The organism is Peribacillus sp. YIM B13482 (genome assembly GCF_042787975.1).
In the GTDB taxonomy this organism is placed as follows: Bacteria; Bacillota; Bacilli; order Bacillales; family DSM-1321; genus Peribacillus; species Peribacillus simplex_A.
The window spans coordinates 1-25232 of record NZ_JBHZPF010000010.1 but is presented as its reverse complement, the minus strand read 5'-3'; the positions used below and the strand labels follow the sequence as shown (position 1 = coordinate 25232).

Below are 25232 nucleotides of genomic sequence, written 5' to 3'. Positions count from 1 at the left end.
ATGTATCCTTTTATTTAATTAGTACCAATCCTTCCGATTTATAAACATTTCATTTTATTTAAATTCGCAATATTGTTGTGGGTATAATGAAATAGTATAAAGTTCGTTATTTTTGTCTTTATGATATAATTTTTGAAGGCTGACAAGTAAATTCAGGACCTGTGCCATGTTATTGTAGGTAACTATTTACAAGAAAAATACAAATCATTAGAAAAAACAGTTTGAGATTGGCGAGAAGCAATTGAAATTATCGTGGTTAGAACCAAATTGTTTAAAAGTGGAATTTTGGTTGATTTATCCTAAAATAATGAATAGGATGAACTAGATTTAGATTTGAATACTCAATAAAGGAGGGAATATATAGATAATTCCTTCTGCATTTTTATACCATCCATATGGTATGTTTGATTTGTTAGAAACGGAAGGAATAACATTAACAAGCATTCTTAAATTAGCTTTCTAAGATTTTTAGGTGGAAAAAGTAATTAGCTTGATTAAAATTAAACCTAATTAAATGAAGAAAATTAAAGAGAGTTTACCTTTGGCAATGAAGAAAAATTTAATATAATAATGTTTATTTTAGCTTCTAAAGGAATATCAGTGATAGGGGACTAGGAATTAAACAGATATCCCAAATTTTACAGTTCATAGGTTATCGGATAATGTTCTCTAAAAAATATATATAATTTAATTTGCAAATTAATCTAGGAAAAGCGATTAGTTGTCGAAGGAAACAAACATGTATTACTCAAAAGAATAATATAAGTTATATATAGATAAAGAGACTTTTTATGAGGAGAAATATTAAATGACGATTAAATTAAATGATTTAGTTGGATCGAGGATTATGATGACAGATTCAACGCGTAAATTAACAATTAAAGGTGAAACAAAAGCATATAAGGTCGCTAAAATACCATTGGATTTATGTCATTACAACGATCAAAATGGACGAATTGCAACTCATATTAGTGAACATATTTCAAATGGAAACACGCTTAACAAATCAGCTTTAGAAGAATACAATGGGGTTTTGGAGAATTTCATTTATAAATCAAATTCCACAGCATTAGATGCCACTAAGGCTAATATCGATAAGTTTGGTCAAAGAGTACCAGGTGTTGTATTAAACGACGGACGGATTATCGATGGTAATAGACGTTTTACAGCTTTACGTAAATTAAAACGAGAAAATGGGAAAGATTTATACTTTGAAGCAGTTATCCTTAATCAAGAAGAGGGGATAGAAGAGCGTGATATTAAACGATTAGAACTGAACCTACAACATGCTGAGGAGAAGCCTGTAGATTACGATCCAATTGATAATTTAGTGGATGTATATCGGGACTTGATAGAAAACAAGCTGTTCTCTGAAATTGAATATGTAGAAAATACGAATAAAAAGCCATCTGAAGTAGCATTAATGATGAAGAAGGCAGAATTAATGGTTCAATTTTTAAATTATATTAATGCAGAAGGAAAGTACTATATCGCGCGTGATTTGGCTCTGGATGGCCCATTGCAAGAAATGGTACGTATATTAGAGAATCAGTTCAAAGGGATTGATATTCGTACTATTTTATCGACGGACCATGAAGATAAAGGCGAACAAGCTGGATATTCTCGAGTAAGGAATGCTCTATTTGCAGCAATATTTTCTAAGCGGAAATTGAATGAAATAGATAATAAAGGTGATTTGTCTCGTGATATTCGAGAAATGGGCAAATTCATCATTAATGCGAGCAACCGGGAAGAATTTTTAGAAGAATTTGATGATATCGTAGAGGAAGTTTATGAAACTTTCCAGGAATTGGATGAAGTTGACGTATCTTCAGTCAAAGAAGTAGGTCGAGAATTAGCGGATGTACGTAAGGAAGCTCAAAAAATTATTGATAAGCATATAGAGGATTCACGTTTAGTGACTGCAAAAATTAAACCGGTTGAGTTATTAAACAAAGCATTTGATGATTTAAAACGTATTGAAGTTGAACAAGTAAAACGAATGGACCCTTCTACAGAGCATGAGTTTTTAATAGTATTCGAGGAAGTACAGAGAAAGTTAAAGGAATTTGGAGAGGCACTGAATGTTTGATCAGCTTACTTTATATCCTTCATATTATACAGATACTTCAGATATAGTAGAAGAATTTTATAATCCGGTAATATCTGTAGCGAAAGTATATGATCGTGTAAGCGCATATTTCAGCTCGAAAGCTCTGGCAGCATATGCCAAAGGGCTTTCGGGCTTAATTAATAATGGAGGGAAAATGCGTTTGATTGTCTCACTGGAAATTAGTGAAGATGATTTTGAATCTATCCAGAAAGGTTATGCATTACGCGAAGAATTAAAAACCCATATCACAATCAGCTTAGAGGATGAACTGACGATTGAGGAAGAAATAAACTATTGTAATTTAGCTCATTTAATAGCAAACGGATACGTAGATGTAAAAATCGGTTTTACAAAAACAGGTATTTTTCACTCTAAATTTGGATTGTGCAAAGACAGTAATGGAAATGTAATTTATTTTACGGGTTCAAATAATGAAACAGAAGCTGCAATTAGGGCGAACTATGAAGCATTTGATATTACAGCATCTTGGTTATGTTCGGATTTTGATATTCAAAAATTATATAGAGCGGAAAGCGAGTTTGAAAAACTGTGGAGTTCTAATGATAGTGGCTCAATAGTGTATGTAAAAGAAATCAATGAAATAGTAAAGAACAAGATAATCCAGTTTGACAGGGGGCGAGTAATCTTGAATACAGAAACATTGACTGATGATGCATTAATTTTAGCTTATGAGGGTGACAAAATTGTATTATATGATAATTTGAAGTCGTATAAAATTTCATCTAGAGATATGGCGATTTCCCAAAGATTATTACCATATTATGATGGAGGGTATCCAAATTTCTCGTCAGACTTAACCTACATTGAAATGAACGAAGTAATAAAAATTCTGGAAAAATATGCGAAGAGAAAAAAGTTCAATTTTATTGTTAGTAAGTCTTTAAAAGAATATTTATCAACTGTGGCATATTTTATAAAAGAACGTGCGGATTATGGGAAATCCATTAAATACTATGAAGAAGAGCTAGATCCGATTATCGCTGAGCGTTTTGAAAATTTTAAAACCGTTGTTGAAAACGAATTAGAGAGAACGTTGCGCCTTAAGCAAATGTGGAGTGCATTTTATATGTATGAAATGAAAAATGCTGCAAATTTCTCTGTACCAGGGGCAGGAAAAACATCAATGATCTATGGGGCGTTTGCGTACTTAAATTCAACTGCAATCGATAAAGTTGATAAACTAGTAATGTTTGGTCCTAAAAACTCATTCTTATCTTGGAAAGATGAGTTTAAATCAAATTTTGCTGATAAAAAAACATTGAAATTTTTAGATGTGCAATTAACTAAGCTTAGTGAATTTGAGTTTCGCTTTGAAAGTGGAGACCGTAATTTGATTTTAGTCAACTATGAATCATTACCCAAATATGAGTCTGCACTATTAGATATAATAGATTCCCGTACAATGCTGGTATTCGATGAAGTGCATAAAATCAAAGGTATAACTAGTATTAGGGCTCAAGCTGCCAAACGTATATCTGCTAGAGCTGGTTACAAGTACGTGTTAACAGGGACACCAATACCAAACACCTATCAAGATATTTATAATTTATTGAATATTTTATATGACGATGAATATAAAATATTCTTTAATTTTAATAAGAACGATTTAAAAGAACCTAGTCCTATCATGGTAGAAAAAATTAATGATAAATTATATCCTTTCTTTTGGAGAACTACTAAAAAGGAGCTTGATGTACCACCAGCTAATGAAGATGATTTGGTACAAGTGACTGCATCAAATGAAGAACAAGAAATCATTAATTTGCTTTATCGAAAATATGGAAGAAGTGCTTTTCATTTATACATTCGCCTGATTCAGGCATCTGCTAATCCAGATTTATTATTGAAATCACTAGATTATATAGAAATGTATGGAGATGAAAATAACCCTTGGAAAGATATGGATCCTGATGCAATCGTGTTTACTAAAGAAGAAATCGATCTCATTAAACGAGTTCCTAAAACGTCAAAATATTATGCTGCTATAGATTTAGCGGAGGATTTGCATGCTGAAGGTAAGCAATCCATTATCTGGTGTATGTTTGTAGATACAATAAATAAAGTATATCAGGATTTACGCATCAGAGGCATTAGGGCAGGTATTATATATGGAAGCACCCCTCAAGATGAACGAGATAAGATGATTAAAGCATTCTTGAATAAAGAGATTGAGGTATTAGTAACAAATCCCCATACATTAGCAGAATCCGTTTCTTTACATCATACTTGTCATGATGCGATTTATTTGGAATATTCGTTTAATCTTACACACATGCTTCAATCTCGGGATCGCATACATCGTTTAGGCCTAAAGGATACTGATTATACACAGTATTATTACTTTATGTTGCAAGGTAATGAAGGAGAGCGAAATACAATTGATGAGCGGATTTATTATAGATTGAAAGAAAAAGAGAAAAGAATGGTAGACGCTATTGAAAGAGGTGTTCTCGAACCTGACCCAGAAGTAGATTTGGCAGAAATTTTATCTTTATTTGATAACTAATCTGCTTTTCTAAAGGTAACGTCATAACGATAATTAGGACAAATAAAAGCGGTGTTTGGTTAGTGGGCTAACCAAACACCGCTTTTGATTTTTAGTTATGGAGGTAATTTATATAATGATTTTTGTCAATGAATAGTCGCTCTAAGTCTGATGAGTAATAAGGTTTCTTATCATATTTTAACAATACTTTTTCCAAAGACTCATATGATACTGACTCTGAAAAAATTTCCTCTATCGCATCACGCAATTGACTTAATTTTAGTGAAGACTCTTTTTTTTGCTCTAGGATATACTTAAAGAATTGTTCGCTTTTTAATTTACGATTCGACTTCTTGAAAAATGTAGTGTCGAATAGCTTTATAGGTTTCAGATATGATATCTGACGAATAAGAGATTCATAAAAAATAGAATCGAAACCATATTCCTCGATTTCATGAGAAAAACCGTCTTTTTTTAAGGACTTATAAGTGAAATACTCTTGATTTTCAATTGCATTGAGGACAGCAGATTGATAAGATTCTAGATTTTGATTTTTAAGCCCTGAAGATGCCATAACATTTTTGGTGATATAAGAAGAATGATCTACTTTAACGATAGAAAGTGATTTTTCTAAATTTTTAAGGTGCCTTTTGAAAAAATCCGTTTGGAATATTGCTTTATCAGACAAAACAAAATAATTTTGACTATTGATAATTTCATTGAAAATATCTTTTACTTTCTTGTATTTTTTATTGAAAACATAAGGTGGATGGATTTTTAATCCCATCTCATTTAAAAAGATATCGTTTATTTGAAATAAGTTGAATTGTGGTAAATGGCATTTAACAAGATTATAGAATTCTTCTATGGTATAAATTGGGCTTTGAATATTTGATTGGATTAATTCTAATTCAAAAGGTAACAATTGTGGAACAGAATTTTCAGCAGAACTCCTTACTTCTAAAGGAGGTAAGTCGGATACAGTTTCACCTATGAAATTGGAATTGAGCCAATAACAATGTTTTGTAATTAACTGTCCATCTGGCAATGTTGTTTTGTCATTAGCATCATCAGCTTTAGGGCGTGTGTGCATTACTTTATTATCATTCATGGATGGTAAATCATTTTGAATAACGGTTTTATTTTTTTGTTGAATAGGCGTTAACGTAACACCATTTAAAATTCTATTCTTTAAATGAGTCCAAAAGCTTTTGACATCTGTTTCGAGAGTTTCACTAGACATTTTCCACTTCTTTATACCTTTATAGTATAAAACGTCATCTTGTAGTTCGAAAACTATAAAAAGAAAAGTGGTATGTTCAAATTTACTTTTGATAAAGCTATGTTCCCATTTTTCTTCTGTTACTTTTTGAAAATCTATTTGTTCAAAAGACATTGATTCTTTTGGAGTTCCATTTTCTTGTAATCGTACAGTCTTGATGGAAATGTGGTTTTGTTTGTATTTTTTAATTAAGTTCTCTAAACCAGTGTAAGCATACATTCCTTTCACTAATGTTGCTGTTCCTAAGTGGGGTCCCATTAGAAAAGGATTTATGCCTATAATTTCACCTATGGAATATACTGATAGGTTATTAAACTGATTAAAAGAATCCATATTTAATTGAAAATCATTCTCTGAATTTATGTTTATAAAACCACTATTTTCAAGCATTGTATCACTCGTTTCTCGTTAGATGAATTATCTGTTTTTATGTTTTAACACCATGAAAATACTACCAAAAAAATACGATTCATACAATCGTGATTATGGTGAAGTTTACATCATAATCTAATTTGAAAATACTTTGGGAGCGAATAGTCTTTCTAATTCCAAGAAAGCAGCACAAGGAATGAAAAATTTTTGCGTTAGAAACTAGTAAGAAATGTTAGGGTTAATCAAGAAAAACTAATTAATTGGTTTGGACAATGGTGGTCAACCAATGCCTGGGGGATGGAAGATGGATTTGGAGAAAAAGTCGAGTAGGTAATTGAAGTAGCAAATCAACGATCATCTCGTGTGTTGTCAATTACGTATAAATTTAATTACTAGAAAGGAGAGATTAATAAAGAAGAAAAAGAACCTTTCGTTTAGAAAGGCTCTTTGATGGTAGAGAAGAAAAATATACTTTCTCTAAAATCTGAGAGACATCCCACCCAAGGAATGTCTCTTCCCACCTATAAACTAATAACACTCATCATCCCCTCATGAGTAGCTTCCTCAATCGTCCGCGGTCCAAGGCAATCCCCAATCTGTTTCACGATGGGCGCATGGCCTTTCATTTCTTCGAATAGTTCTGTGTTGGGTATGCGGCCAAGGGAGAGGACGATGGAGTCCCAGTTGGTTAGTTCTTGTTTTTGTTGGGTGAATAGGTTCCGGATGATGACGTGATTTTCTTTGATTGCACCGATGTCGTAATGGGGAAGAAGTGTGACGTTTAGGTTGTATAGTTTTTTTAGGTATTCGTTCCTGAGATATTGGTGAACGGTTTCACCGATGTGCAGTCGTGATGATATGAGTGTGACGTGGCGGCCTTTTTCGGCTAGGTAGATGGCTGCTTCCATGCCGGGCCAGTCACCGCCAAAGTCGAATACGAGTACGTTTTCCCCTACTTTTTTGGTTGAGCTGAAGAGGTCATCACTCATGATGATCCGTGGGTCATCGATTCCTTCGATGGCTGGTGTATAGGGCCTTGATCCTGTTGCACAGATGATGGCGTCCGGTTTTGATTCGGATATTTCCTGGGCGGTTGCCGTTTTGCCTAATTGTACATTTATATTGCTTCTCATCAGTTTCCGGGAGTAGTTATCGAGCATCGATTCTGCCAGTTCATGCCGCATCGGTGCTTTGCGCATGGTGCGAAGCAGGCCGCCGATTGATTTGCTTTGATCGATCAGTGTAACGGAATGACCTAGGTAGTCCGCTGTTATGGCTGCCTGTAATCCGCCGGGTCCGGCGCCGATCACGAGGACATTCTGTTTGGTTCTCGTTTTCTTTAATTCTGGTAAAATCCATGCTTCTTTACCGGTTGTCGGGTTTTGGACACAGCCAATCGGAAGTCCTTTATGATAGTGACCGATACAGGCTTGTAAACAGCCTATGCATGCATCGATTGCTTGCAGGTTGCCATCTTTTGCTTTGTTGGGCATGTCTGGGTCGACGATTAAGGCCCTGGTCATTCCGACGACATCGGCTTTTCCGGTGGATACGATCTGCTCCGCTTCAACGGGGTCGACGATTCGATTACCGACAAAGACCGGTACGGCCCCTGCCATCCTGATTTTGAATCCATGTGGTGAAAGGTATGCGTGCTTTATCGGTGATGGCGGCACGATATGGGTTGATCCCTCGAAGGTGCTAGAATCTCCGGCTGTGACATTAATGAAATCCAATCGGACTTTTTCTGCGAGATATTCGACGATTTGCACGGAATCCTTCATTGTTGTCCCGTCCATCGTCAGTTCATCTGAACTCATGCGAATGCCGACGGTAAAGTCTTCTCCGACTCTGTCCCATACCTTCTCCAATATTTCCACGATGAATCGCATCCGATTTTCGAAAGACCCGCCATAGATATCCGTACGCTTATTTGTATGCTGTGACCAAAACTGGGCAGGAAGATATCCGTGAGAACAGCAAATTTCCACTCCATCAAGTCCGCCTTCCTTTGCCAGTTGTGCTGAATGGGCGAACCCTTCAATCACTCCTTCAATATCCTCTAAGCTCATTGGTTTTGGCATCACACCGAAGCGCAAGCTGGGAACGGCTGAAGGCGCCCATGCCGCATTTCGGTAGTCGCTCGATACGACTTCCCGTCCGCCATGGAATAGCTGCGAAAAAACCTTCGTTCCATACTTATGGAGCGTTTCGGAAAGCTCTTTGTAGGCATCGACAATTCTCCGGTCATATCCTGCAATCGTTTTGGACGTAAGCATGCCGGATGGATGTACCGATGCCGCTTCAAGGATGATCAATCCGACGCCCCCTTTAGCACGGGCTTCATGATAGGCCACCATATCCGAAGTGGGGATTCCATCCGTGACATGATTTGTTTGATGTGCTGTACTTAAGATCCGGTTTTTTAATTCAGTAGAACCGATCGTTAATTGGGTAAACAGATTCTTGAATTGAGCCATATACATGACCACTCCCTAATGTTAGATAGAATGAGAGTATAGAGGGCAGCCATTCGCCCCCTACCTATCCCTATACAGGTTCAATATGCAATAACCATGCCGTTTGGGGGAATTTGGTTTCATATTCGTTTTTTTACTTGGATAAAGAGGGTATGGCTCATGAATATAGTATTTTATATATAGATAAGTGAACCTTTTTTGAAAAGTGGTGATTCATAAAAGGTTCAGCATTAGATTGGTTGATTTAGAGACATTCGTTGCTTATGAAAATGAAACTTATTTCTTTTCGTATAAAAAAGTGTAACAAAATCGGTTCGAAATCAAATTATGGGGTGATGTGATGGAACTAAAAAAGGAATCACTAATTGTATTTTCCGATATTTCCATTTTGGATGTGAAATCCTTACTGAAAATCAATTCCTCTCCTTTTATTGTCATGAAAAATCACTTGGAAATCCTCGGCATTTTAGAGGAAGGTTTCTTTTTGAAGAAATTGGATAGTGAGGGTCATGATCAAGAAATCACGGCTTATCTGAATACATCGTTTGTCGTTGTGGAGGATTTAGATAAGCTAAGTGATGAGGATCTGTGCACCTATGATTTTGTGATTCAATATGGCGATAACCAATATAGCTGCTATCCGATTTCCGAAGTCAGGGAAATGCTGCTTAAAAAGAAGATGAAGAGCTTAATCAGTCTAAATGAATCACTAAAGAAAGAGCTGGAAGTGACAAGAAAAAAGGTAAAGGAGCTCACGCAAATCCTGCATTCCAGCTATGATGAAATTTTCGTGACGGATGCGAACGGGGACACGTTATTCGTGAGTGAGGCGTGCAAGAAGCTTACAGGGCTCCCGCCGGAGGCCTTTATTAATAAGAACATTAATGAGTTAGTTGAAAAGGGACTGATCGTCAATTCGGTTACATTAAAAACGATGAAAACGAAAGCGATCCATTCGGCGGAGCAAACCTATCCGCATGGATTGACGGTATTCAGCACAGCGAAGCCGATTTTTGATGAGGAGGGGAACTTATATAGAATCGTTTCGAATTCCAGGGATATCACGGAATTGGTTGAGATGAAGAATCAATTGAACAGAGTGAACCTCAGGAACCAGCGGGCCCAGCATGAAAATTCGAGAACCGTTTCGTTCAATAACTTCATTACAAATTCGGATAAGATGATGAAGGTTATGGAATTAGCTGAAAAAGTCGCCCCGATGGATTCTTCCATCTTCATTCATGGTGAAACCGGTGTCGGAAAAGGGGTTTTAGCAAGGGTCATTCACGATCTCAGCAGCAGAAAGGATAAGAATTTCATTCAAGTGAATTGCGGCGCAATACCATCGGCTTTAATTGAGTCCGAGCTGTTTGGCTACGAAAGCGGCGCATTTACGGGAGCTAATAAGCACGGGAAAAAGGGGCTTGTTGAGAGTGCTGATGGAGGCACGTTGTTTCTTGATGAGATCGGGGAGATGCCGCTCGACATTCAAGTGAAAATCCTCCATTTGGTCCAGGATCGAACATTCATGAAGGTGGGTGGAACGAAGGAGAAAAAGGTGAATATCCGCATCATCTCCGCCACGAATAAAGACTTGAAGCAAATGATCAAGAATAATCAGTTCCGCGAAGATCTATATTATCGGCTGCATGTCGTTCCAATGGAAATACCGCAGCTGCGTGAGCGGAAGGAAGATATCTTATTATTAACCGATTATTTTCTGAAGAAGTTCAATGAAAAATACGGTCAATCCATCACGATCGATGATCATTCCAAGTTAATTCTGCAGCTGCAGGATTACCCGGGCAATGTTCGGGAGTTGGAAAATGTAATCGAACAAATCGTCGTGACGGCCAGAAAGCCTATCGTAACGATAGAGGATTTGCCTTCCGATTTAACCTACAAAGATACGGCGCTGGTCAATTTAACAGGAATCATTCCCTTGAAAAAAGCGTTAGAGGAAACGGAAAAGCAATTATTGTCACAGGCCCTTTCCACCTATAAATCAACCCGAAAAATGGCCAAGGCCCTGGAGGTCAGTCAAACGACGATCATGCGCAAACTAGGCAAATACCAATTTAGCTATCATGATGATAAATAAAATTAGCCTCTATTGAAATCTGAATATTCAAAAACTTGGTATGGATATTGCATATTTCATTATTGATTATTTCTAATTTGATAAGGGGGGCAAGAAATGGGCGAGTTGATTTTCTCTTTAAGTTATGGGGGTTCCTTAATTGTCATGGGGTGGATCACGAAGGTGTTCCTAGTGAAAATGAAAAAGAATCAAGAAGAGATAAAAGCAAAAGATCCGATTGAAAAGGTGGGGATGTAAGTGGCCTTTCTGCTTGGTATTATCGTATCCTTTTGTGTGTATGTCTCAATCGGAATTTTCTTATTTAGGAAAGTGAAAAGCTCAGAGGAATATTATGTTTCTGGACGGAGCGGAAACACATTGATGATAACGGGTACGCTTGTTGCCTCTTTCCTAAGTACGGTATCTTTCATGGGAGAAGCGGGATTTTCCTATGAAGGGTATCCGATTTTGCTGCTTATCCTCGTTATTTTTAATGCAAGCGGCTATATATTCGGAGTGTTCCTGTTTGGCAGGTATTTAAGAAGAAGCAAATCATTGACCGTTCCTGAATTTTTTGGTAACCGCTTTCATTCTAAGAAGGTAAGGCTGGCGGCTGCGATCACGACGATTCTTGGAATCGCTGCATACTTGGTTGCCGTTACTCAAGGGGCAGCCGTTTTATTGGCCGAGGTTTCTGGTGTTTCCTATCCAATGGCTCTGGTGATCATGTGGGTCGTGTATTCATCCTTCACCATTCTCTCAGGAGCGAAGGGCGTCATGGTCAATGATACGGTGATGTTCTTTTTATTCTCGATCGCAACGTATCTTAGTTTTCCTTATATCATCAAATCCGCAGGCGGGTTTCCTGATGCCGTTATGAAAGCGGCAAACCTGGCTGAACGTCCTGATTTATTAAGCTGGCATGGCATTACCGGACCTGCCGCAACGATGGGCACTCCTTGGGAAGCATTGGCCTGGGCCGTCATCATGGGCTTGGTCTGGGGCATTGTCATTGCCGTGAGTCCATGGCAAAGCAGCCGATATTTAATGGCCAGAAATGAACACGTAGCCATCCGGGCCGGCGTTTGGGCAACGATATCCATTTTGACCGTCTATTTGTTTCTCCATATCAGCATATCGACAATCACCACCATTAAAGCGGATATCGCCCCGACGGAAAAGGTATTCATTTGGGCAGCGATGAATATTGTCCCGACATGGCTTGGAGTCATCATCGTCAGCGGCATCATGGCTGCCGCATTATCATCCTGTTCGAGCTTCCTTCAGATTATAGGAAGCAGCATTACACGGGATATCATGGAACAATCGCGGAAAAAGGAATACACCGATCATCATCTATTACGGGCCAGCCGCATTTCCATGGTTGTGATCAGCTTGATCATCTTATTGATTGGATTGTTCCAGCCGCCTGCCGTCATGTGGATCGGCTACTTTGCGGCTACACTATTTGCGGCATCATGGGGACCGATTGCCATATCAAGCGTATTCTCAAAGAAGGTAACGAAGGAAGGCGCATTTTGGAGCATCGTATTCGGCTTCGTTGGCGTGATACTCGGAGAAAGTCACGGCATGTTCGGAATCAGCCTTCCCGTTTACCTCAATCCTGTCATCATTGGTTTAATTTTAAGCATAGGTGCACTTATCATTGGCTCCAAGTATGGAACGATCACCATCGAAGAAAGGGAATTTCATGCAAATATCCTTCAAACCCCGATTGAAATAGACGAGCAAAAAGAAATGAACATCACCCGCAGATATCCAGCTTATTTAATGATCAGCGGCGTCATGATCATCATGGTTACACTGGTGTTTTATTATTGGCCGATCAATATGAATTGAATGACATATACTCATGTACTGGCAGGGGAGATCCCTGCCTTTTTTTGAATGAAAAAAGTGTCCAGGTTTCCCCTAGACACTTTAAGGATGAATCGTAACCGGTGTCCCGATTGGAACAATCCTTGATAATTCCTCCACGTCCCGATTATGCATGCGAATACAGCCTTTTGAGACGGCTTTACCAATTGAGCTGGGATTGTTCGTTCCATGAATGCCGTAGTGCTCCTTGGATAGACTCATCCACATTGTACCGAATGGGCCTCCGGGGTTGGGGGCTTTATTAATGATGATGAATTTTCCTACCGGTGTACCGAACAGCATTCTTCCAACGGCAATCGGATATTGCTTTTGCAATACTCCATTTTTTGGCAGCCTTAGCTTACGATTATTAACGGACACATCGATCTGAAATGGAATGGTATCAGCAGGAGGAAAACCAGGGATCATAATGGGTTGACCAGGATAAATGACATTTGGATTTATGGTCGGGTTAGCATTGATGATTGCCGATAGCGGTTTCCGATAGTCCCTGGATATCTGTGTCAGTGTTTCACCTGGTTTAACTGTATGAATCAGACTGAACACCTCCATAGGTTATAGTTGTCATGTTTCATTCTATATGATTTTTCAAAAGTGTTTCGTAACTCGCTGTTATCTGTTTTTAATGAAACTAATATGTTAAGTAACTTAGCCGAAAAGAAACCGAAATGAACTTTTGATAAAATAAGTTTTTATGGAGATGGATTTTTTGTTAGTTAAAGAGGGGGATTAAGGGTGGAGGAACATGTGAAAAAGGCTTTAGTAGAATGGAATGAAGAAATCAGTGATGTATTAAATGGGATAGAAAAAGAGTATGAAGAAGTTAAGCGTGATCTTCAGGTTTATTCCTATAAATTCAATATCACCAAGCAAGTTGTACAATCCACTATAAATGATGAAATTATTAGAAACATCCGCGAGCAATATCATAAACCTTTTGAACAAAAATTGAACGAATTGAAAGAATCTATAAAAGAGCTGGAAGAAAAGAGAAAGGTTTTCCAAATGTTTGTCGATAAAATTGAAAAGGTTAGTGAAAGAGAAGAAGGAAAACCGCAAATATCAGTCATATAAGGCAGCGAAGGCTAGGATAATCATAGCGACTCTACTATTCTATACACAACTACCATGGCAGCGAATATAACTGCTTTTTTTTGCTGGAATTGACAAAAAGCAGCCCCTTGTTTACCCCAACATCTACCAGGGTACACTATCCTATAAACAGGAAATGGGGGGATAAGATGTGGAATGCGGTCTTTTGGGGAGGGGTTTCGGGTTCTGCTGTCCTGCTTGGCGCACTAGCCGCTATCTTCATTCCGATAAAGAAAAACATCATTGGCTATATTATGGCTTTTGGTACAGGTGTATTGATTGGTGCAGCGGCATATGAGCTGCTTGCTGATTCGGTGAGTGATGGAGGAATCTGGCCGACTGCAATCGGATTCATAACAGGGGCCGCCGTGTTTACTGGCTTGGATTTTCTTGTTTCCAAAAAAGGTGCGGTTAAAAGGAAACGGTCCAATAATAGCTCTTCGAAAGAAGCGGGCCTGGCCATTTTTATTGGGACGGTGATGGATGCCATACCGGAGTCGATCATGATTGGCGCAAGCTTAATAAGCGGTGGCTCCGTAAGCTGGCTATTGGTCATTGCCATCTTCATCAGTAATATTCCGGAGGGGCTCTCAAGTACAACAGGTCTGCTCAAAAGTGGCTATTCCAGGAAGAAAATCATGCTGCTGTGGTTTTCCGTCCTGCTTATTTCGGCACTATCCTCGATGTCGGGCTATCTATTCCTCGATCATGCCCCGGACTATGTCCTGGCAGCGATGGCAGCATTTGCAGGCGGCGGAATCATCGCCATGATCGCTTCAACGATGATGCCTGAAGCATATGAAGACGGAGGACCGATCACGGGCATATTCACCGCGGCAGGCCTGCTTATCTCTTTGGTTCTGGATTCGATGTGATAACGAAAAGCTGAGATTGTCCCCTTGGAAGGAAAGGGGGCAATTTTTTTTTGTGAATTCTATCATAGAAGGAAATGTACAAGGAATCTATCTCGAAAAAGAATTGTTGGTGTTAAAATATCATTTCAAATCATACACTCTTCATATAGATTTCAGACATTGAGGAGATGTTAGAAATGAACTTCGAGATGCAAATAGCGAATATGCTGGCTGATAATATAAATGGTTTCATTACATTCGTCCGGGAAAATCATGAAAATAAAAACAATTGCCTTTGTTTAAATAGAGATAAATTGTATCAATTAAAACTTCTTGTTGAGGAGTTTAAGTTTCAAGTATTGGCAGATGAACTTAAACGAATCAATCGGTTTACATGGGATGAAAACTACACGCATTTATTAGTTGATAGATTCAGGAAAGGGATGGGGATCATCGAAGAGTACGTTGAAAACAACTACAGTGACTTATTCATTTTTACCGCTAGACTTTACACATTGAATAGCCTCAGCTTATTATTTTGCAAGGAGGAAGAATCGGGCACAGTCTTCCGCGAATAAAAGAAGAGCACATATTATCGTATATAATATGTGCTCTTCTTTATTTCACTATAGGGATAGCTGACCAAAAGATTCTCATTCTTTTATATGCTCCGAGCCCGATCTTATTTGCTTGGCATCGTAGAGATATATTGTTTGACTACTTCATAAACATATTCTTGATTGGCTGCTGCTGTATTAGGGTTATATTTACCGCCATTCACTTTATTATTGGATAGCACTCGTATACCTAAGAAGGGCACATCGTAAGCTTTGGCAATTTGTGCTGCCGAGGCTCCTTCCATTTCTTCTACAGATGTACCATATTTCGTATGGAACCACTTAATCCGATCCACTTCATTATTCCAAACGTCTGCAGAACCGATAGTACCATCGACAACCTTACCTTTTGTGTAGGTATCTTTAACTGCATGAGCAGCCGCGAGTAAATCCTTATCTCCCTCGTAGTAGCGTGGTTTTTCAGCATTAGGATCTTCTCCGGCACTTCCTTTAGAAGCCATTAGGTCCATCGGTTTCCATATAGTTGGATCAATTCCTTGGTTTTCAGTTTTATCTTCTGTTTTTAATGAACCTAGGTTTACCGTTCTTTTTCCTAAAACAATATCAAAAACGTTTAAACTTGGATCATGACCGCCTGATGTGCCTTGATTGATGATGGCGATAGGGTTATATCTTTCTATAGCCAATGCTGTAGCGGCAGCTGTGTTTTCCATCCCTTTACCTGTTTTTGCAACGATTACAGGGTAATTGTCTAAAGTTCCAATGTAAAATACAAAATCTCCTGATTTTTCCTCTTTAACATTTTTTAACTTTTTCGCAAAATTTTCAGCTTCGATTGGCATGGGACCTTGAACGATTATAGGCCTTTGAGCCTTTTTTTCTGCCGTTTCATTTTTGGGAGCAGAACTGCAAGCTGCAATCATCGACACGAAAAGTAAAGTAATGATTCCTAATAACGAGTACTTTTTTAACCTGTTTTTTCTCATATAAACTCTCCTTCAAACAAATTATCTGATCGTTTTGATACACTCGTAGTTTTGGTCTAAAGAAAAAGGTCCAGAACGGCAGAATGATTTTTGCCTTCTAGACCTACGAAAGTCAAAGTATAGATAATTAAGCAAACAATGAAGCGAATGCTAAATCATTAGCTGCCAAAAAAAAACGGGCAACCGAATACTTTAACTCGTAGTCTAGTTCTTTAACTGGGAACCAGGTAGAAACGCTCAGACCATATTTCCGAGCATATATGAGTAATGATATGTACGATTATTACTTTGCTAATATAACAAATAAATAATAGATAATCAATGAAAAAAAGTGAACATTAAATTAAAAATATTATTTAATGTTCGTATTTAGGGTAGTGATCTCTTTGTAATTGTTGATTTTTTTCATATTTAAAGGTTTATTGTGAAGTCTTAAATCATTTCTTAGACAATCATTTAAATCCGGTTTGAAAGTTTTGCAAATCGATAGTGATCCTCAGATGAATTTAACTAAAAAATGGGATTTTATGCTAAATTAATAAAGATACTGAATTTTTAATTTTTTAGTTAATAAAATAACTACAGATGAGGAGGTTATTTATGAAGGCGTATTTCCCTTTATATTCTTTTATAATATCAATTGCTTTAGTGGTGATTGGGGTTTTCATGCTAATTGATAATACAGCTGTTTTTCGATCGATTATGATAGTTGGAACAATTTCAGCACTGCTTTTAGCGTATTTCAGTGAAAAAGGTAAATGGAGGAGTCTGTCTTTTGGTTTTACTATTTTAGTTAGCATTGTGTATTACATTGGCGTTGAATTTATCGGGTTTTTGTTTCGAAGCGGTGGTTTCGGAAATTGAATTCCATCGTAAAAAAGAAGCGTAAAGTATACAAAGACTAATAGGTGCAGAGAGCTGCACCTATTTATTCGTCCATAACAGGATAGAAAAAGCGATTAATAAAGTGATCGTTTTTAGCATTGCCTTCCACTTTGATGATACATCTAACCATGTCAAAACAATGCCTACCATTATTCCAATAGAAAAAAGCACGCCGCTAATCACTTTCATCCATGCAATTTCAAAAATTGGTTCGACTAACAAGAATACGCAACCGAGTGTCACTAAACCAATCGTAGAGATAAAACGCTTACTCGTAAAAGTAGTCTTCACATCATTTCGTTCTTCTTCTGACATCTTTTTATACTCCCGCCACATCATGAAGGCCGGAATCCCTAACATTAAAACTAATCGTACGATTGCATCTATATTCATTAAGTCCTCCAGAAATTACAAGCTACCATCCATATACGATTGTTCCTGGTAAAAGTTTCAACATCTAGATTGGGAGCAAGCTGGAAGGACATTCCTCATAATGACTAACTATGCCGTTATACCCCTATAGATCCAATTGTTTAAGGGGTATTATCATGTCAAAAAGGAGAAAAAATTCTGAAGATGAAATGGCTTAAAGAAGTTCGCGGAATGCGGCAGTGTGCAAGGCTTTGTCAGGATTTATCATGATCGACCAGGGTTATGACTACATTTCCCTTTTTATGTCCTTTTTCTACATATCTATGAGCCTCGGGAATTTGCTCCAGCGGGTAGCGTTTATCAATGACCGATTTTATTTTTTCGGTTTCGATAAGCTCCTTGAGGAGTAATAAGTCTTCCGTAAGTACCTTTGCTATCCCTTGTCCTTCAACAGACACGTATCGTCCGTTCGGGGTCAGAGCTTTCTTGCAAGTGGCCTTCGAACTTTTCCCGACTGCATCAAAGATGATGTCATATCGCTCATTCCTTTTCGAAAAATCCTCTTCCGTATAATCAATTACCTTATCGGCTCCCAACGATTTCACCAATTCAAAATTGGCGGCACTGCATACTCCGGTAACTTCTGTCCCAAAGTATTTGGCAAGCTGTACCGCCGAAGTCCCTACCGAACCGGATGCACCGTAGATGAGGACTTTTTGTCCTTCCTGGATATTGCCTTTTCTGAAAAAATGCAGGGCTGTCGTTCCTCCAAAAGAAATGGCGGCGGCTTCCTCATAGGTCACATTGACAGGCTTAATTGCCATTGCCCCGTCTTCAGGTAAGCATGTGTATTCGGCATGGGCACCAAAATTCATTCCAGTCATGGCAAAAACCTGGTCGCCTTTTTTGAATTTTTTCACATTCCTCCCCGTTTCCTCTATCTCCCCGGCCAGCTCCACTCCCAGTATTGATTTTCGCGGTTTTCTAAGACCCAAGAAGATTCGCATCGGCAGCCATAGCAAGAAAGGGCTCTTGAAACTCCGGACTCTTATGTCCCCTGAAGCCACTGTTGCCGCATGGACCTTTACCAGTATTTCGTTATCATTGGGAGAAGGCTTTGCTACTTCTTTGAGTTCCAGTACATCGGGTGAACCGTATTTTGTGCATACCATTGCTTTCATAGCGAGCCTCCTTAATTTTTTGATTCAATCTTTTAATACTATGATAGAAGCTGTAATATAAAACTACATGTAAGCGAAACGGAAGAAACTTTTGAATGAATGCTTAAAAGCATTAGGTATTTGTCCGGCATCGGTCAGGGGCAAGTGTCTCGCTGAGCGGTCGAAATCCAAGGGACATTCTATAAGACAAAGGAGCTAAAAGTATGACCATTAACGAAAGACCGAGAAGAATAGTTTTAGATTTAGCCGTTACTTTAGATGGATTTATTGAAGGGCCGAAAGGAGAAGTTGACTGGTGCATTATGGACCCTGAAATGGGGTTCATTGATTTCTTAAATGATATTGATACAATTTTTTATGGGAGAAAGAGCTATGATTTATGGGGACAATATACTCCAGAAAATGAGGTATCCGATACTGAAAAAGAAATGTGGAAATTAGTACATGGCAAAGAAAAATTCATGTTTTCCAAAACAAAAAAAAGCACGGATAATAAAGTAACAATCATTAATGATAATATTGTTGAAGAAGTAAACAAATTAAAGAAAAAGCCTGGTAAAGACATCTGGCTTTATGGCGGGGCAAGTCTAATTACATCTTTTATAAGATTTGGGCTGGTTGATGAATTTAGGTTATCTGTTCACCCTGTTGTTTTAGGGGAAGGAAAACCTTTGTTTATTGACATGAAGGAGAGATTGAAACTAAAACTGGTTGATACAAAAAGATTTTCCTCTGGCGTTGTTCAACTTTGCTATCATCTTAATGAAGAGTAATTGCCAAGGTAATTCACGAGTAAAACCCCAAAACTCACGAGTAAATGCTTAGAATTCACGAGTAAAACCCCAAAACTCACGAGTAAATGCTTAGAATTCACGAGTAAATCCCCAAAACTTACGAGTAAAACCATAAATAGGAATCCATACTGACGTGTGGATCCCTTTTTTTATACCTTTTGCCATTTATAAATTATAAAATGTAATATATATATTGCAAAAGGTGAAATAAATCATATAATAAGAGTAAGCAATGGAATTAAATGGAGGGCGATCGACGATGGATTTATTTAAACGAACGAAAAAGATCAAGGATGAGCGGGTTGAGCATGTAAGAAATAAAATTTATAAAGAAATGTATCACGTCATCTTGGCCATTTGCCTGGTGAGTGCACTTTTCAAACTATATAAATATGGTGCAGGCAGCGGGGAGTTATATCTGGAATTCGTGATCATCGTTGCAGGAGGGCTGTATTACTTAGCTCGTTCCATTTTCTTAGGTGTACTCTGGGATGAAGTGGAAATGCATGACCGGACTAGTAAAACACCGATGAGCAGGAAGACAATTTTTGGCACAGTTGCTTTAGCCCTCATCATCGCTATAATTTTGGGGGTGAATAGTGCTGTATCCTATGCGGATAGCAGTTCCCAGGGTCTATGGTATTTTGTATTGGTATCGTTTGTTTCAGTTCTAATCTATTTGCCGATTTTACTTCTGTTTTTTGGTGGTATATACTTGCTAGCGAAGAAAATCGGAATGAAAAATAGCGAAGATAATAAGAAATTGTAGGTGCGAATCCTTTGAAAAATATAAAACTGAAGCTGGCGAGAGTAGAAAAGGACTTGTCACAAGATGAACTGGCCAAGATTGTCGGCGTTTCCAGGCAAACGATAGGATTGATTGAATCCGGGAAGTATAATCCCTCATTGAGTTTGTGCGTGGGTATTTGTAAAGCATTATCGCGTACATTGGATGATTTGTTTTGGGAGGAAGACTGATTAGGGGTATCCATTGACTTGGATATCTTTTTTTTTAGGAATTTATCAACAAAAAATGGGGGAAGGTATAGGTGGAGCTGTAAGCAAAAATCTAACATTCGAGAGGGATGGTATGATGGATCGTACAATCGGTTACTTACGTGAGATATTGTCTAACTATACAGACCAATATCCTGAAGCGCAGGAAATTTATAATAAAATCAAAAGCGGACACTTTCATTCAGAAGAAGAGCTCGTCAATAAGCTAAGTGGTAAAGAAGCCAGACTCCTTAACCATATTCTTCCTCAAGAAATTAAGCATGCAAAGGAAGTCAGTGATACGGAACGGGTCTCTCAATTGTCGGAAGTATACGAACTGATTATTATATAATGAAACCTTGTCCATGGTGACCATGGACAAGGTTTTGTTGGTTTTTTTAATCCATTTCGCTAAGTGAATCCATATGGCTGGCTATCATGGCGATGATCGTGCTAGCTTCTTCCTTGCTGAAAATGAAATTTGTTTCATCCTTTATCAGGTCATCATCCGCTGTCCGAATCCGATTGATCCGTTTCAGCACTCCATCACCCGTTTCCTGCACAATCCCGAATTGATAGGTGACCTCCACTTCATTATCCTGGATATAGGCGGTCACTTCAGGCGTTTCCCAATCTACATCGATTTCGTATATATCGGAATCTCCGCCGCCGTCTGAATCATATGATTCATCATATTCATCATCCAGTTCATATTCATAATCGGTGTCATCCTCTTCCAGATAATTATGGAAGCTCTCATGGACAGCATCGACGATATCTTCAATATCTGAAAGGATCACCTTGCTAATCTGCCCTAAATCCGGCTCGAAGGATTCCATATAAAATTCCTCATTATGTGGATCAAAAAACAGCGTGGAAAAGTAATCCCTCTCATTGTCATCTAGCTCTGTATAAAATTCGATGCGTGGATGCTTAGATCCGCGTTCCACGATCATGCTGCCATTGCGGTCATATTTTTCACAAATTGATTTAAGATGATCCTGCAATTCCCCGCTTACTCTGTCAAACCATTCTAATGACATCCAACATCCACTTCCTTTCGTGATTATTATTTCCCGGAAAAAGAGAACATGACGTGCCATTTAAAGCCAAATGCAATTTAACTTCGCCAAAAAAATAATGAAACTTGTCAGTTATAAAAAAGTAATTTAAAGAGAAGATAAAATGAAATGAATTTCAAATATAAAAAACGGCTTAAATGTCCCCCGTATTTATGGATGGAAAAAGCTAAGGAATCTTTACCTTTTATGATTTATTTAGCAGGCTCTATATAGAAATAAACTCCAGTTTCAGTGTCGATTGTAGGACTTACCTCACTAGTTTGTGTTTTAACGATAGGGCTTTGTTCTTTACTTAATCCGGTATAAATTGTAATGTTCTTTCCTGATTGTGTTTTTGTTCCATATTTTTTGACTTTTCCATTCTTAACAAGTACATCTTGATCTAATACAGTGTTGAAATTGGAGAACGGAACTTATGCTATCCGATACCCCGGTTTTACCGTTTCAAATGGAAATGCAGGTTACGATTTGCATTACATCTAACGGCGTGGAAAAAACAAAATGAATCTTTGAACCTGACGGCCAGGTAAATATGCCGCTTTAATTTTTGGCGATGTAACAGTCAAATTATCATTGAAAGTCAAAACTAATATACCGATAAAAAGCTGCTCAAATGATGGGCGGCTTTTTATTCGTTTTCCTGAAGAAATTTCAAGACCATGCTACTTTCATCCCGAAAAAGTTTATATAGAGTGTGAAGGGGGGTGAGTGGCATGGCAAACCAGATTCCAGTATCAAGTACGTTGCGGATTGATTTTGAGACGGGGTTAAATGAAAATGGGGCTCTTGTTTTCAAGCGGAGGTCATTTTCGAACATCAAGGTTGAGGCAACGGCGGACCAGCTATTTTCGACAGCTGTTGCAATCGCAAGCGTGCAGAATTATCCAATGGGGGAAGTGACTCGAGTGGATACAAGTTCATTGATTGGTTAATCGACTTTTGGAAAGATGTCGGAAGAGGGGGGAGGTGATTTGAAATGGCTAAAGTACTGGAAATGATTTTCGTTACGGAGGAAGGGAAGACAGCGACGATTTCCGTTGATAATCCGAAGCCGGTCAATGTTAATACGATTAAACTGGCAATGGAACAACTGATTGCGGGGAATGTGTTCGTTGCATCTTCCGGAGGTTTCGTCGATTTGAAAGCAGCGCGAATTGTCGAGCGGAATGTCGAGGAAGTGGAACTGATCTAACGAACGGTAAGGGCATCTTTTTAGGACACCCAGGAAGAGAGGTGAATTACAAGTGGATCAAATCCTGCCATTTGTCAGTGATATTGGGTTCCCGATCATTGTTACCCTTTATTTGCTTCATAGGATTGAAACAAAATTGGATACTTTGAATGAAACCCTTGTAGAGCTGCCAAATCGCTTGCGAGAAGGGATTCCGAAGTCTGGTTAAGGAAAAGCGGGGAGCATCATGAGTGATAACATTCATGATGCTTTTCCTAATTGAAATGGAAAAGTTTTAATAGATTCTAGTTTTATTTACAAACTATCGGGTATACATAAAACTGTAGCTAGTTCATGAAAAATCCAAATAATAAGGAGGAGTTTTAATGACTAACAACAATGGAAAAATGAGCAGGGAAGAAGCAGGGCTTAATGGCGGGGAAAAAAGCCGCCGTTAATATAGAATGAAAAATCAAGTAGAACTAATAAATGACCGGGGGAATGAATCATTCCCTCGGTTTCTTTATGTTATTCAACCATTGTCCCATAGAGATGCCCATCACAGCACATTGCAAAGAGTGCTTGGTGTAATTGAGTTTCAAAGGACAGAGATCATAAGTATTAAGGGTAGGTACCACTTATATACCAGTTACTGATATAGAACTTGCTTCGGATTGGTATGTAGGTAAATTGGGTGCAGTGTTAAGTTATAAAGATGAAGACAAAGCAATTCTTAATTTTGCAAACCAAAGTATTTTTCTTGTTAAATCTAAAGAAAACCAAAGCTCCAATTTTTATGATATTTACGGTGAAGAACACTTTTCTATGACATTTGAAGTTAATGGGTTAAACGCTTTAAAAGCTGTTCGTCAAGATTTGATCGAAAAAGAAATAAAAGTTGGAGGAATTGAAAACAGAGGTCACACGGGGAGAAACTTTGTTTTTTATGATTTAGATGGTAATAAATTTGATGTATGGAGTGAATTAAGTCCAATATTCAAAGAAAAATATCTAATCTCGCGATAAAAAATATATACTCTTCATGAGCTAACAGGCGCGTTACTTCAGGAGCTGATCAGCAGCTCCTTTTCTTTATGCAACGATCGGGGCAGGATGGTTTAATAAGAAAAACTGGGCTATATATCACATCTGACACATACTGCGACATAAATGGGAAAAGATAAAAAAAGACTGTTTAATCATACAGTTCTAGTTTTTTATTTGATATTTCTTCTTTAACTAAAGGGGGCTTTAATTGTATTTGGGCGCTAAACTTCAGTTTTATTGTGCTTTTCGGTTATAATGGAGTTGGAAGTCTTCATTTACGATTATGAAGGCCCGAATTTTATATTATCTGAGGTCAGTATACCTTACATCAAAGGAGTTTATTCATAATGCATGTGCTACAAAAAACGCAAAAAATAGTTCGCTATCAGAATCAACAAGGAAAAATACATTACGGTATTGTTGAGGATGAGATGATATTACAACTGTCTAGCAGTTTTGCTGAACTTGTCAACAAGGAAATAAAGTATGACGGGGTAGAGCTGAAATATAGTGATGTAAAAATTCTGGAACCTGTAAAACCTTCGAAAGTGGTTAATTTCGGCTGGACATATGCAGGTCATGCAAAGGAAACAGGGGGAGAGGCAAACCTTGTAGAACCATTTCTATTCCTAAAGCCATTATCTTCGCTTATTGCAGACAAGGAGAAAATCATCCTTCCACCAAACGATCTATCCAACCAAGTGGAACTTGAAGGGGAAGTAGCCCTGATCATTGGAAAGCGCGGAAAAAACATCAAAGAAGAAGATGCGCTTGATTATGTGTTTGGTTGCACGATATTTAATGACGTCACAGCAAGAGATCTTACAAAAAAAGATCCACAGTTTACGCGGGGCAAAGGATTTGATACATTCGGACCTTTGGGGCCGTGCATCGTTACCGGGGTAGATCCTACAAATTTGAGAATTGTGACCACACTAAACGGCCGCGTTGTCCAAGACGGGAATACTAATCAAATGTCTCTAAGCATTCCGTTTTTAATCAGCTGGCTTTCGCAGGTGATGACGCTGGAGCCAGGTGACATTTTGGCTACGGGTTCACCATCTGGCAGCTGCCCGATTAAATCGGGGGATGAGGTCGTTGTTGAAGTCGAGAACATTGGTCGATTAACTAATGGTGTTCAGTAAGATTTGCCAGCATTCTTAATAACCAAGAATGATCAATCCTTTTTATAAAAGAATAATCCAATTAAATAGTATAAGGGCATGTTTTGATCAATCAAAACATGCCCTTTCTATTTTTTTATTCATTTATCAAGGTTTCTTGTATTAATTTGATCAAACTTTATTTCAGGGCTACAACCTCAATTATAGTGAAGTTCTTTTTGCTTATTAATGAAGTATAACAACATGCTTTGGTTCTTTTTATAAGGCTGTTTTCACATACTTTGTTGCTATTTACCAGGTAGTGAGTTGTGGTTGATTTCCCCTCCAGATGCTCGCTT

At 38.1% G+C, this 25232-nt stretch carries 25 protein-coding genes and 1 riboswitch; of the genes, 18 read left to right on the top strand and 7 right to left on the bottom strand.

Annotated features, from left to right (window positions below):
* Positions 1-808: 808 nt before the first annotated feature.
* Together ACFX4L_RS07445 and ACFX4L_RS07440 are read left to right on the top strand one after the other, a co-directional pair.
* Positions 809-2092 (top strand): hypothetical protein, encoded by a 1284-nt coding sequence (locus tag ACFX4L_RS07445; protein ID WP_377404520.1) that lies wholly within the window; start codon positions 809-811, stop codon positions 2090-2092.
* The gene (locus tag ACFX4L_RS07440; RefSeq protein WP_377404517.1) at positions 2085-4640 is read left to right on the top strand and encodes an SNF2-related protein; all 2556 of its coding nucleotides are present in this window, start codon (positions 2085-2087) and stop codon (positions 4638-4640) included. The genes ACFX4L_RS07445 and ACFX4L_RS07440 overlap by 8 nt, the downstream gene beginning before the upstream one ends.
* Positions 4641-4731: 91 nt before the next feature.
* On the opposite strand, the gene ACFX4L_RS07435 is transcribed toward ACFX4L_RS07440, so the two are convergent.
* Positions 4732-6291, bottom strand: coding sequence for a MutH/Sau3AI family endonuclease (locus ACFX4L_RS07435; protein ID WP_377404514.1), 1560 nt, complete (start codon positions 6289-6291; stop codon positions 4732-4734).
* A gap of 503 nt (positions 6292-6794) precedes the next feature.
* Positions 6795-8753, bottom strand: coding sequence for an oxidoreductase (locus tag ACFX4L_RS07430; protein ID WP_377404511.1), 1959 nt, complete (start codon positions 8751-8753; stop codon positions 6795-6797).
* A gap of 340 nt (positions 8754-9093) precedes the next feature.
* Here ACFX4L_RS07430 and ACFX4L_RS07425 point away from each other — a divergent pair, with 340 nt between their 5' ends.
* The 3 genes from ACFX4L_RS07425 (at position 9094) to ACFX4L_RS07415 (ending at position 12693) form a co-directional block, all read left to right on the top strand.
* Positions 9094-10854 carry a sigma-54 interaction domain-containing protein gene (locus ACFX4L_RS07425; protein WP_377404508.1) on the top strand — a complete coding sequence of 587 codons (1761 nt, stop codon included), beginning with the start codon at positions 9094-9096 and terminating at the stop codon, positions 10852-10854.
* 96 nt (positions 10855-10950) lie between these two features.
* Positions 10951-11091 carry a hypothetical protein gene (locus tag ACFX4L_RS07420; RefSeq protein ID WP_214793556.1) on the top strand — a complete coding sequence of 47 codons (141 nt, stop codon included), beginning with the start codon at positions 10951-10953 and terminating at the stop codon, positions 11089-11091.
* Positions 11092-12693 (top strand): sodium:solute symporter family protein, encoded by a 1602-nt coding sequence (locus tag ACFX4L_RS07415; RefSeq protein ID WP_377404505.1) that lies wholly within the window; start codon positions 11092-11094, stop codon positions 12691-12693.
* Between the two features lie 81 nt (positions 12694-12774).
* Here the strand turns inward: ACFX4L_RS07415 and ACFX4L_RS07410 are convergent, their stop codons facing one another.
* Positions 12775-13269, bottom strand: a complete 495-nt coding sequence (locus tag ACFX4L_RS07410) for a L,D-transpeptidase family protein (protein WP_377404649.1) — start codon at positions 13267-13269, stop codon at positions 12775-12777.
* A 198-nt stretch (positions 13270-13467) separates the two neighbouring features.
* Here ACFX4L_RS07410 and ACFX4L_RS07405 point away from each other — a divergent pair, with 198 nt between their 5' ends.
* The 3 genes from ACFX4L_RS07405 (at position 13468) to ACFX4L_RS07395 (ending at position 15256) form a co-directional block, all read left to right on the top strand.
* Positions 13468-13806 carry a hypothetical protein gene (locus ACFX4L_RS07405; RefSeq protein WP_230300828.1) on the top strand — a complete coding sequence of 113 codons (339 nt, stop codon included), beginning with the start codon at positions 13468-13470 and terminating at the stop codon, positions 13804-13806.
* A 167-nt stretch (positions 13807-13973) separates the two neighbouring features.
* Positions 13974-14699 carry a ZIP family metal transporter gene (locus ACFX4L_RS07400; RefSeq protein WP_377404502.1) on the top strand — a complete coding sequence of 242 codons (726 nt, stop codon included), beginning with the start codon at positions 13974-13976 and terminating at the stop codon, positions 14697-14699.
* Positions 14700-14875: 176 nt separating this feature from the next.
* Positions 14876-15256 carry a hypothetical protein gene (locus ACFX4L_RS07395; protein WP_377404499.1) on the top strand — a complete coding sequence of 127 codons (381 nt, stop codon included), beginning with the start codon at positions 14876-14878 and terminating at the stop codon, positions 15254-15256.
* Between the two features lie 104 nt (positions 15257-15360).
* Here ACFX4L_RS07395 and ACFX4L_RS07390 read toward each other — a convergent pair whose 3' ends face one another.
* The gene (locus tag ACFX4L_RS07390) at positions 15361-16242 is read right to left on the bottom strand and encodes a 5'-methylthioadenosine/S-adenosylhomocysteine nucleosidase (RefSeq protein ID WP_377404496.1); all 882 of its coding nucleotides are present in this window, start codon (positions 16240-16242) and stop codon (positions 15361-15363) included.
* Positions 16243-16422: 180 nt separating this feature from the next.
* A riboswitch (purine riboswitch) is annotated at positions 16423-16526 on the bottom strand.
* A gap of 316 nt (positions 16527-16842) precedes the next feature.
* Here ACFX4L_RS07390 and ACFX4L_RS07385 point away from each other — a divergent pair.
* Positions 16843-17106, top strand: coding sequence for a hypothetical protein (locus tag ACFX4L_RS07385; RefSeq protein ID WP_089362937.1), 264 nt, complete (start codon positions 16843-16845; stop codon positions 17104-17106).
* A gap of 60 nt (positions 17107-17166) precedes the next feature.
* On the opposite strand, the gene ACFX4L_RS07380 is transcribed toward ACFX4L_RS07385, so the two are convergent.
* Entirely contained in the window at positions 17167-17520 is a 354-nt protein-coding gene (locus ACFX4L_RS07380; RefSeq protein ID WP_377404493.1) for a hypothetical protein, read from the bottom strand.
* A gap of 233 nt (positions 17521-17753) precedes the next feature.
* Positions 17754-18680: an NAD(P)-dependent alcohol dehydrogenase gene (locus ACFX4L_RS07375; protein WP_377386090.1), complete on the bottom strand. Its 927-nt coding sequence runs from the start codon at positions 18678-18680 to the stop codon at positions 17754-17756.
* 203 nt (positions 18681-18883) lie between these two features.
* Here ACFX4L_RS07375 and ACFX4L_RS07370 point away from each other — a divergent pair, with 203 nt between their 5' ends.
* From ACFX4L_RS07370 to ACFX4L_RS07355, 4 genes are all read left to right on the top strand, one after another.
* Positions 18884-19453 (top strand): dihydrofolate reductase family protein, encoded by a 570-nt coding sequence (locus tag ACFX4L_RS07370; protein WP_377386087.1) that lies wholly within the window; start codon positions 18884-18886, stop codon positions 19451-19453.
* A 280-nt stretch (positions 19454-19733) separates the two neighbouring features.
* Positions 19734-20243: a DUF6773 family protein gene (locus ACFX4L_RS07365; protein ID WP_377404490.1), complete on the top strand. Its 510-nt coding sequence runs from the start codon at positions 19734-19736 to the stop codon at positions 20241-20243.
* An 11-nt stretch (positions 20244-20254) separates the two neighbouring features.
* Entirely contained in the window at positions 20255-20452 is a 198-nt protein-coding gene (locus ACFX4L_RS07360) for a helix-turn-helix transcriptional regulator (RefSeq protein WP_063235187.1), read from the top strand.
* 13 nt (positions 20453-20465) lie between these two features.
* A complete protein-coding gene (locus tag ACFX4L_RS07355; RefSeq protein ID WP_377404487.1) occupies positions 20466-20822 on the top strand; it encodes a sigma-G-dependent sporulation-specific acid-soluble spore protein CsgA in 357 nt (118 codons plus the stop codon).
* 46 nt (positions 20823-20868) lie between these two features.
* On the opposite strand, the gene ACFX4L_RS07350 is transcribed toward ACFX4L_RS07355, so the two are convergent.
* Entirely contained in the window at positions 20869-21513 is a 645-nt protein-coding gene (locus ACFX4L_RS07350; RefSeq protein WP_061464651.1) for a hypothetical protein, read from the bottom strand.
* Positions 21514-22265: 752 nt separating this feature from the next.
* Here ACFX4L_RS07350 and ACFX4L_RS07345 point away from each other — a divergent pair.
* From ACFX4L_RS07345 to ACFX4L_RS07325, 5 genes are all read left to right on the top strand, one after another.
* Positions 22266-22484: a DUF1659 domain-containing protein gene (locus ACFX4L_RS07345; protein WP_061464650.1), complete on the top strand. Its 219-nt coding sequence runs from the start codon at positions 22266-22268 to the stop codon at positions 22482-22484.
* Positions 22485-22528: 44 nt separating this feature from the next.
* A complete protein-coding gene (locus ACFX4L_RS07340; RefSeq protein WP_377386076.1) occupies positions 22529-22744 on the top strand; it encodes a DUF2922 domain-containing protein in 216 nt (71 codons plus the stop codon).
* A 52-nt stretch (positions 22745-22796) separates the two neighbouring features.
* Positions 22797-22952, top strand: coding sequence for a YvrJ family protein (locus ACFX4L_RS07335; protein WP_064465749.1), 156 nt, complete (start codon positions 22797-22799; stop codon positions 22950-22952).
* A gap of 413 nt (positions 22953-23365) precedes the next feature.
* A complete protein-coding gene (locus ACFX4L_RS07330) occupies positions 23366-23749 on the top strand; it encodes a VOC family protein (protein WP_377404646.1) in 384 nt (127 codons plus the stop codon).
* A 368-nt stretch (positions 23750-24117) separates the two neighbouring features.
* The gene (locus ACFX4L_RS07325) at positions 24118-24915 is read left to right on the top strand and encodes a fumarylacetoacetate hydrolase family protein (protein WP_284469819.1); all 798 of its coding nucleotides are present in this window, start codon (positions 24118-24120) and stop codon (positions 24913-24915) included.
* Positions 24916-25232 lie beyond the last annotated feature (317 nt).

Coding starts and splice junctions, on each gene's coding strand:
- ACFX4L_RS07445 (WP_377404520.1), top strand. CDS start 809: ATGACGATTAAATTAAATGATTTAGTTGGATCGAGGATTATGATGACA.
- ACFX4L_RS07440 (WP_377404517.1), top strand. CDS start 2,085: ATGTTTGATCAGCTTACTTTATATCCTTCATATTATACAGATACTTCA.
- ACFX4L_RS07435 (WP_377404514.1), bottom strand. CDS start 6,291: ATGCTTGAAAATAGTGGTTTTATAAACATAAATTCAGAGAATGATTTT.
- ACFX4L_RS07430 (WP_377404511.1), bottom strand. CDS start 8,753: ATGGCTCAATTCAAGAATCTGTTTACCCAATTAACGATCGGTTCTACT.
- ACFX4L_RS07425 (WP_377404508.1), top strand. CDS start 9,094: ATGGAACTAAAAAAGGAATCACTAATTGTATTTTCCGATATTTCCATT.
- ACFX4L_RS07420 (WP_214793556.1), top strand. CDS start 10,951: ATGGGCGAGTTGATTTTCTCTTTAAGTTATGGGGGTTCCTTAATTGTC.
- ACFX4L_RS07400 (WP_377404502.1), top strand. CDS start 13,974: ATGTGGAATGCGGTCTTTTGGGGAGGGGTTTCGGGTTCTGCTGTCCTG.
- ACFX4L_RS07395 (WP_377404499.1), top strand. CDS start 14,876: ATGAACTTCGAGATGCAAATAGCGAATATGCTGGCTGATAATATAAAT.
- ACFX4L_RS07390 (WP_377404496.1), bottom strand. CDS start 16,242: ATGAGAAAAAACAGGTTAAAAAAGTACTCGTTATTAGGAATCATTACT.
- ACFX4L_RS07385 (WP_089362937.1), top strand. CDS start 16,843: ATGAAGGCGTATTTCCCTTTATATTCTTTTATAATATCAATTGCTTTA.
- ACFX4L_RS07380 (WP_377404493.1), bottom strand. CDS start 17,520: ATGAATATAGATGCAATCGTACGATTAGTTTTAATGTTAGGGATTCCG.
- ACFX4L_RS07375 (WP_377386090.1), bottom strand. CDS start 18,680: ATGAAAGCAATGGTATGCACAAAATACGGTTCACCCGATGTACTGGAA.
- ACFX4L_RS07370 (WP_377386087.1), top strand. CDS start 18,884: ATGACCATTAACGAAAGACCGAGAAGAATAGTTTTAGATTTAGCCGTT.
- ACFX4L_RS07365 (WP_377404490.1), top strand. CDS start 19,734: ATGGATTTATTTAAACGAACGAAAAAGATCAAGGATGAGCGGGTTGAG.
- ACFX4L_RS07350 (WP_061464651.1), bottom strand. CDS start 21,513: ATGTCATTAGAATGGTTTGACAGAGTAAGCGGGGAATTGCAGGATCAT.
- ACFX4L_RS07345 (WP_061464650.1), top strand. CDS start 22,266: ATGGCAAACCAGATTCCAGTATCAAGTACGTTGCGGATTGATTTTGAG.
- ACFX4L_RS07340 (WP_377386076.1), top strand. CDS start 22,529: ATGGCTAAAGTACTGGAAATGATTTTCGTTACGGAGGAAGGGAAGACA.
- ACFX4L_RS07325 (WP_284469819.1), top strand. CDS start 24,118: ATGCATGTGCTACAAAAAACGCAAAAAATAGTTCGCTATCAGAATCAA.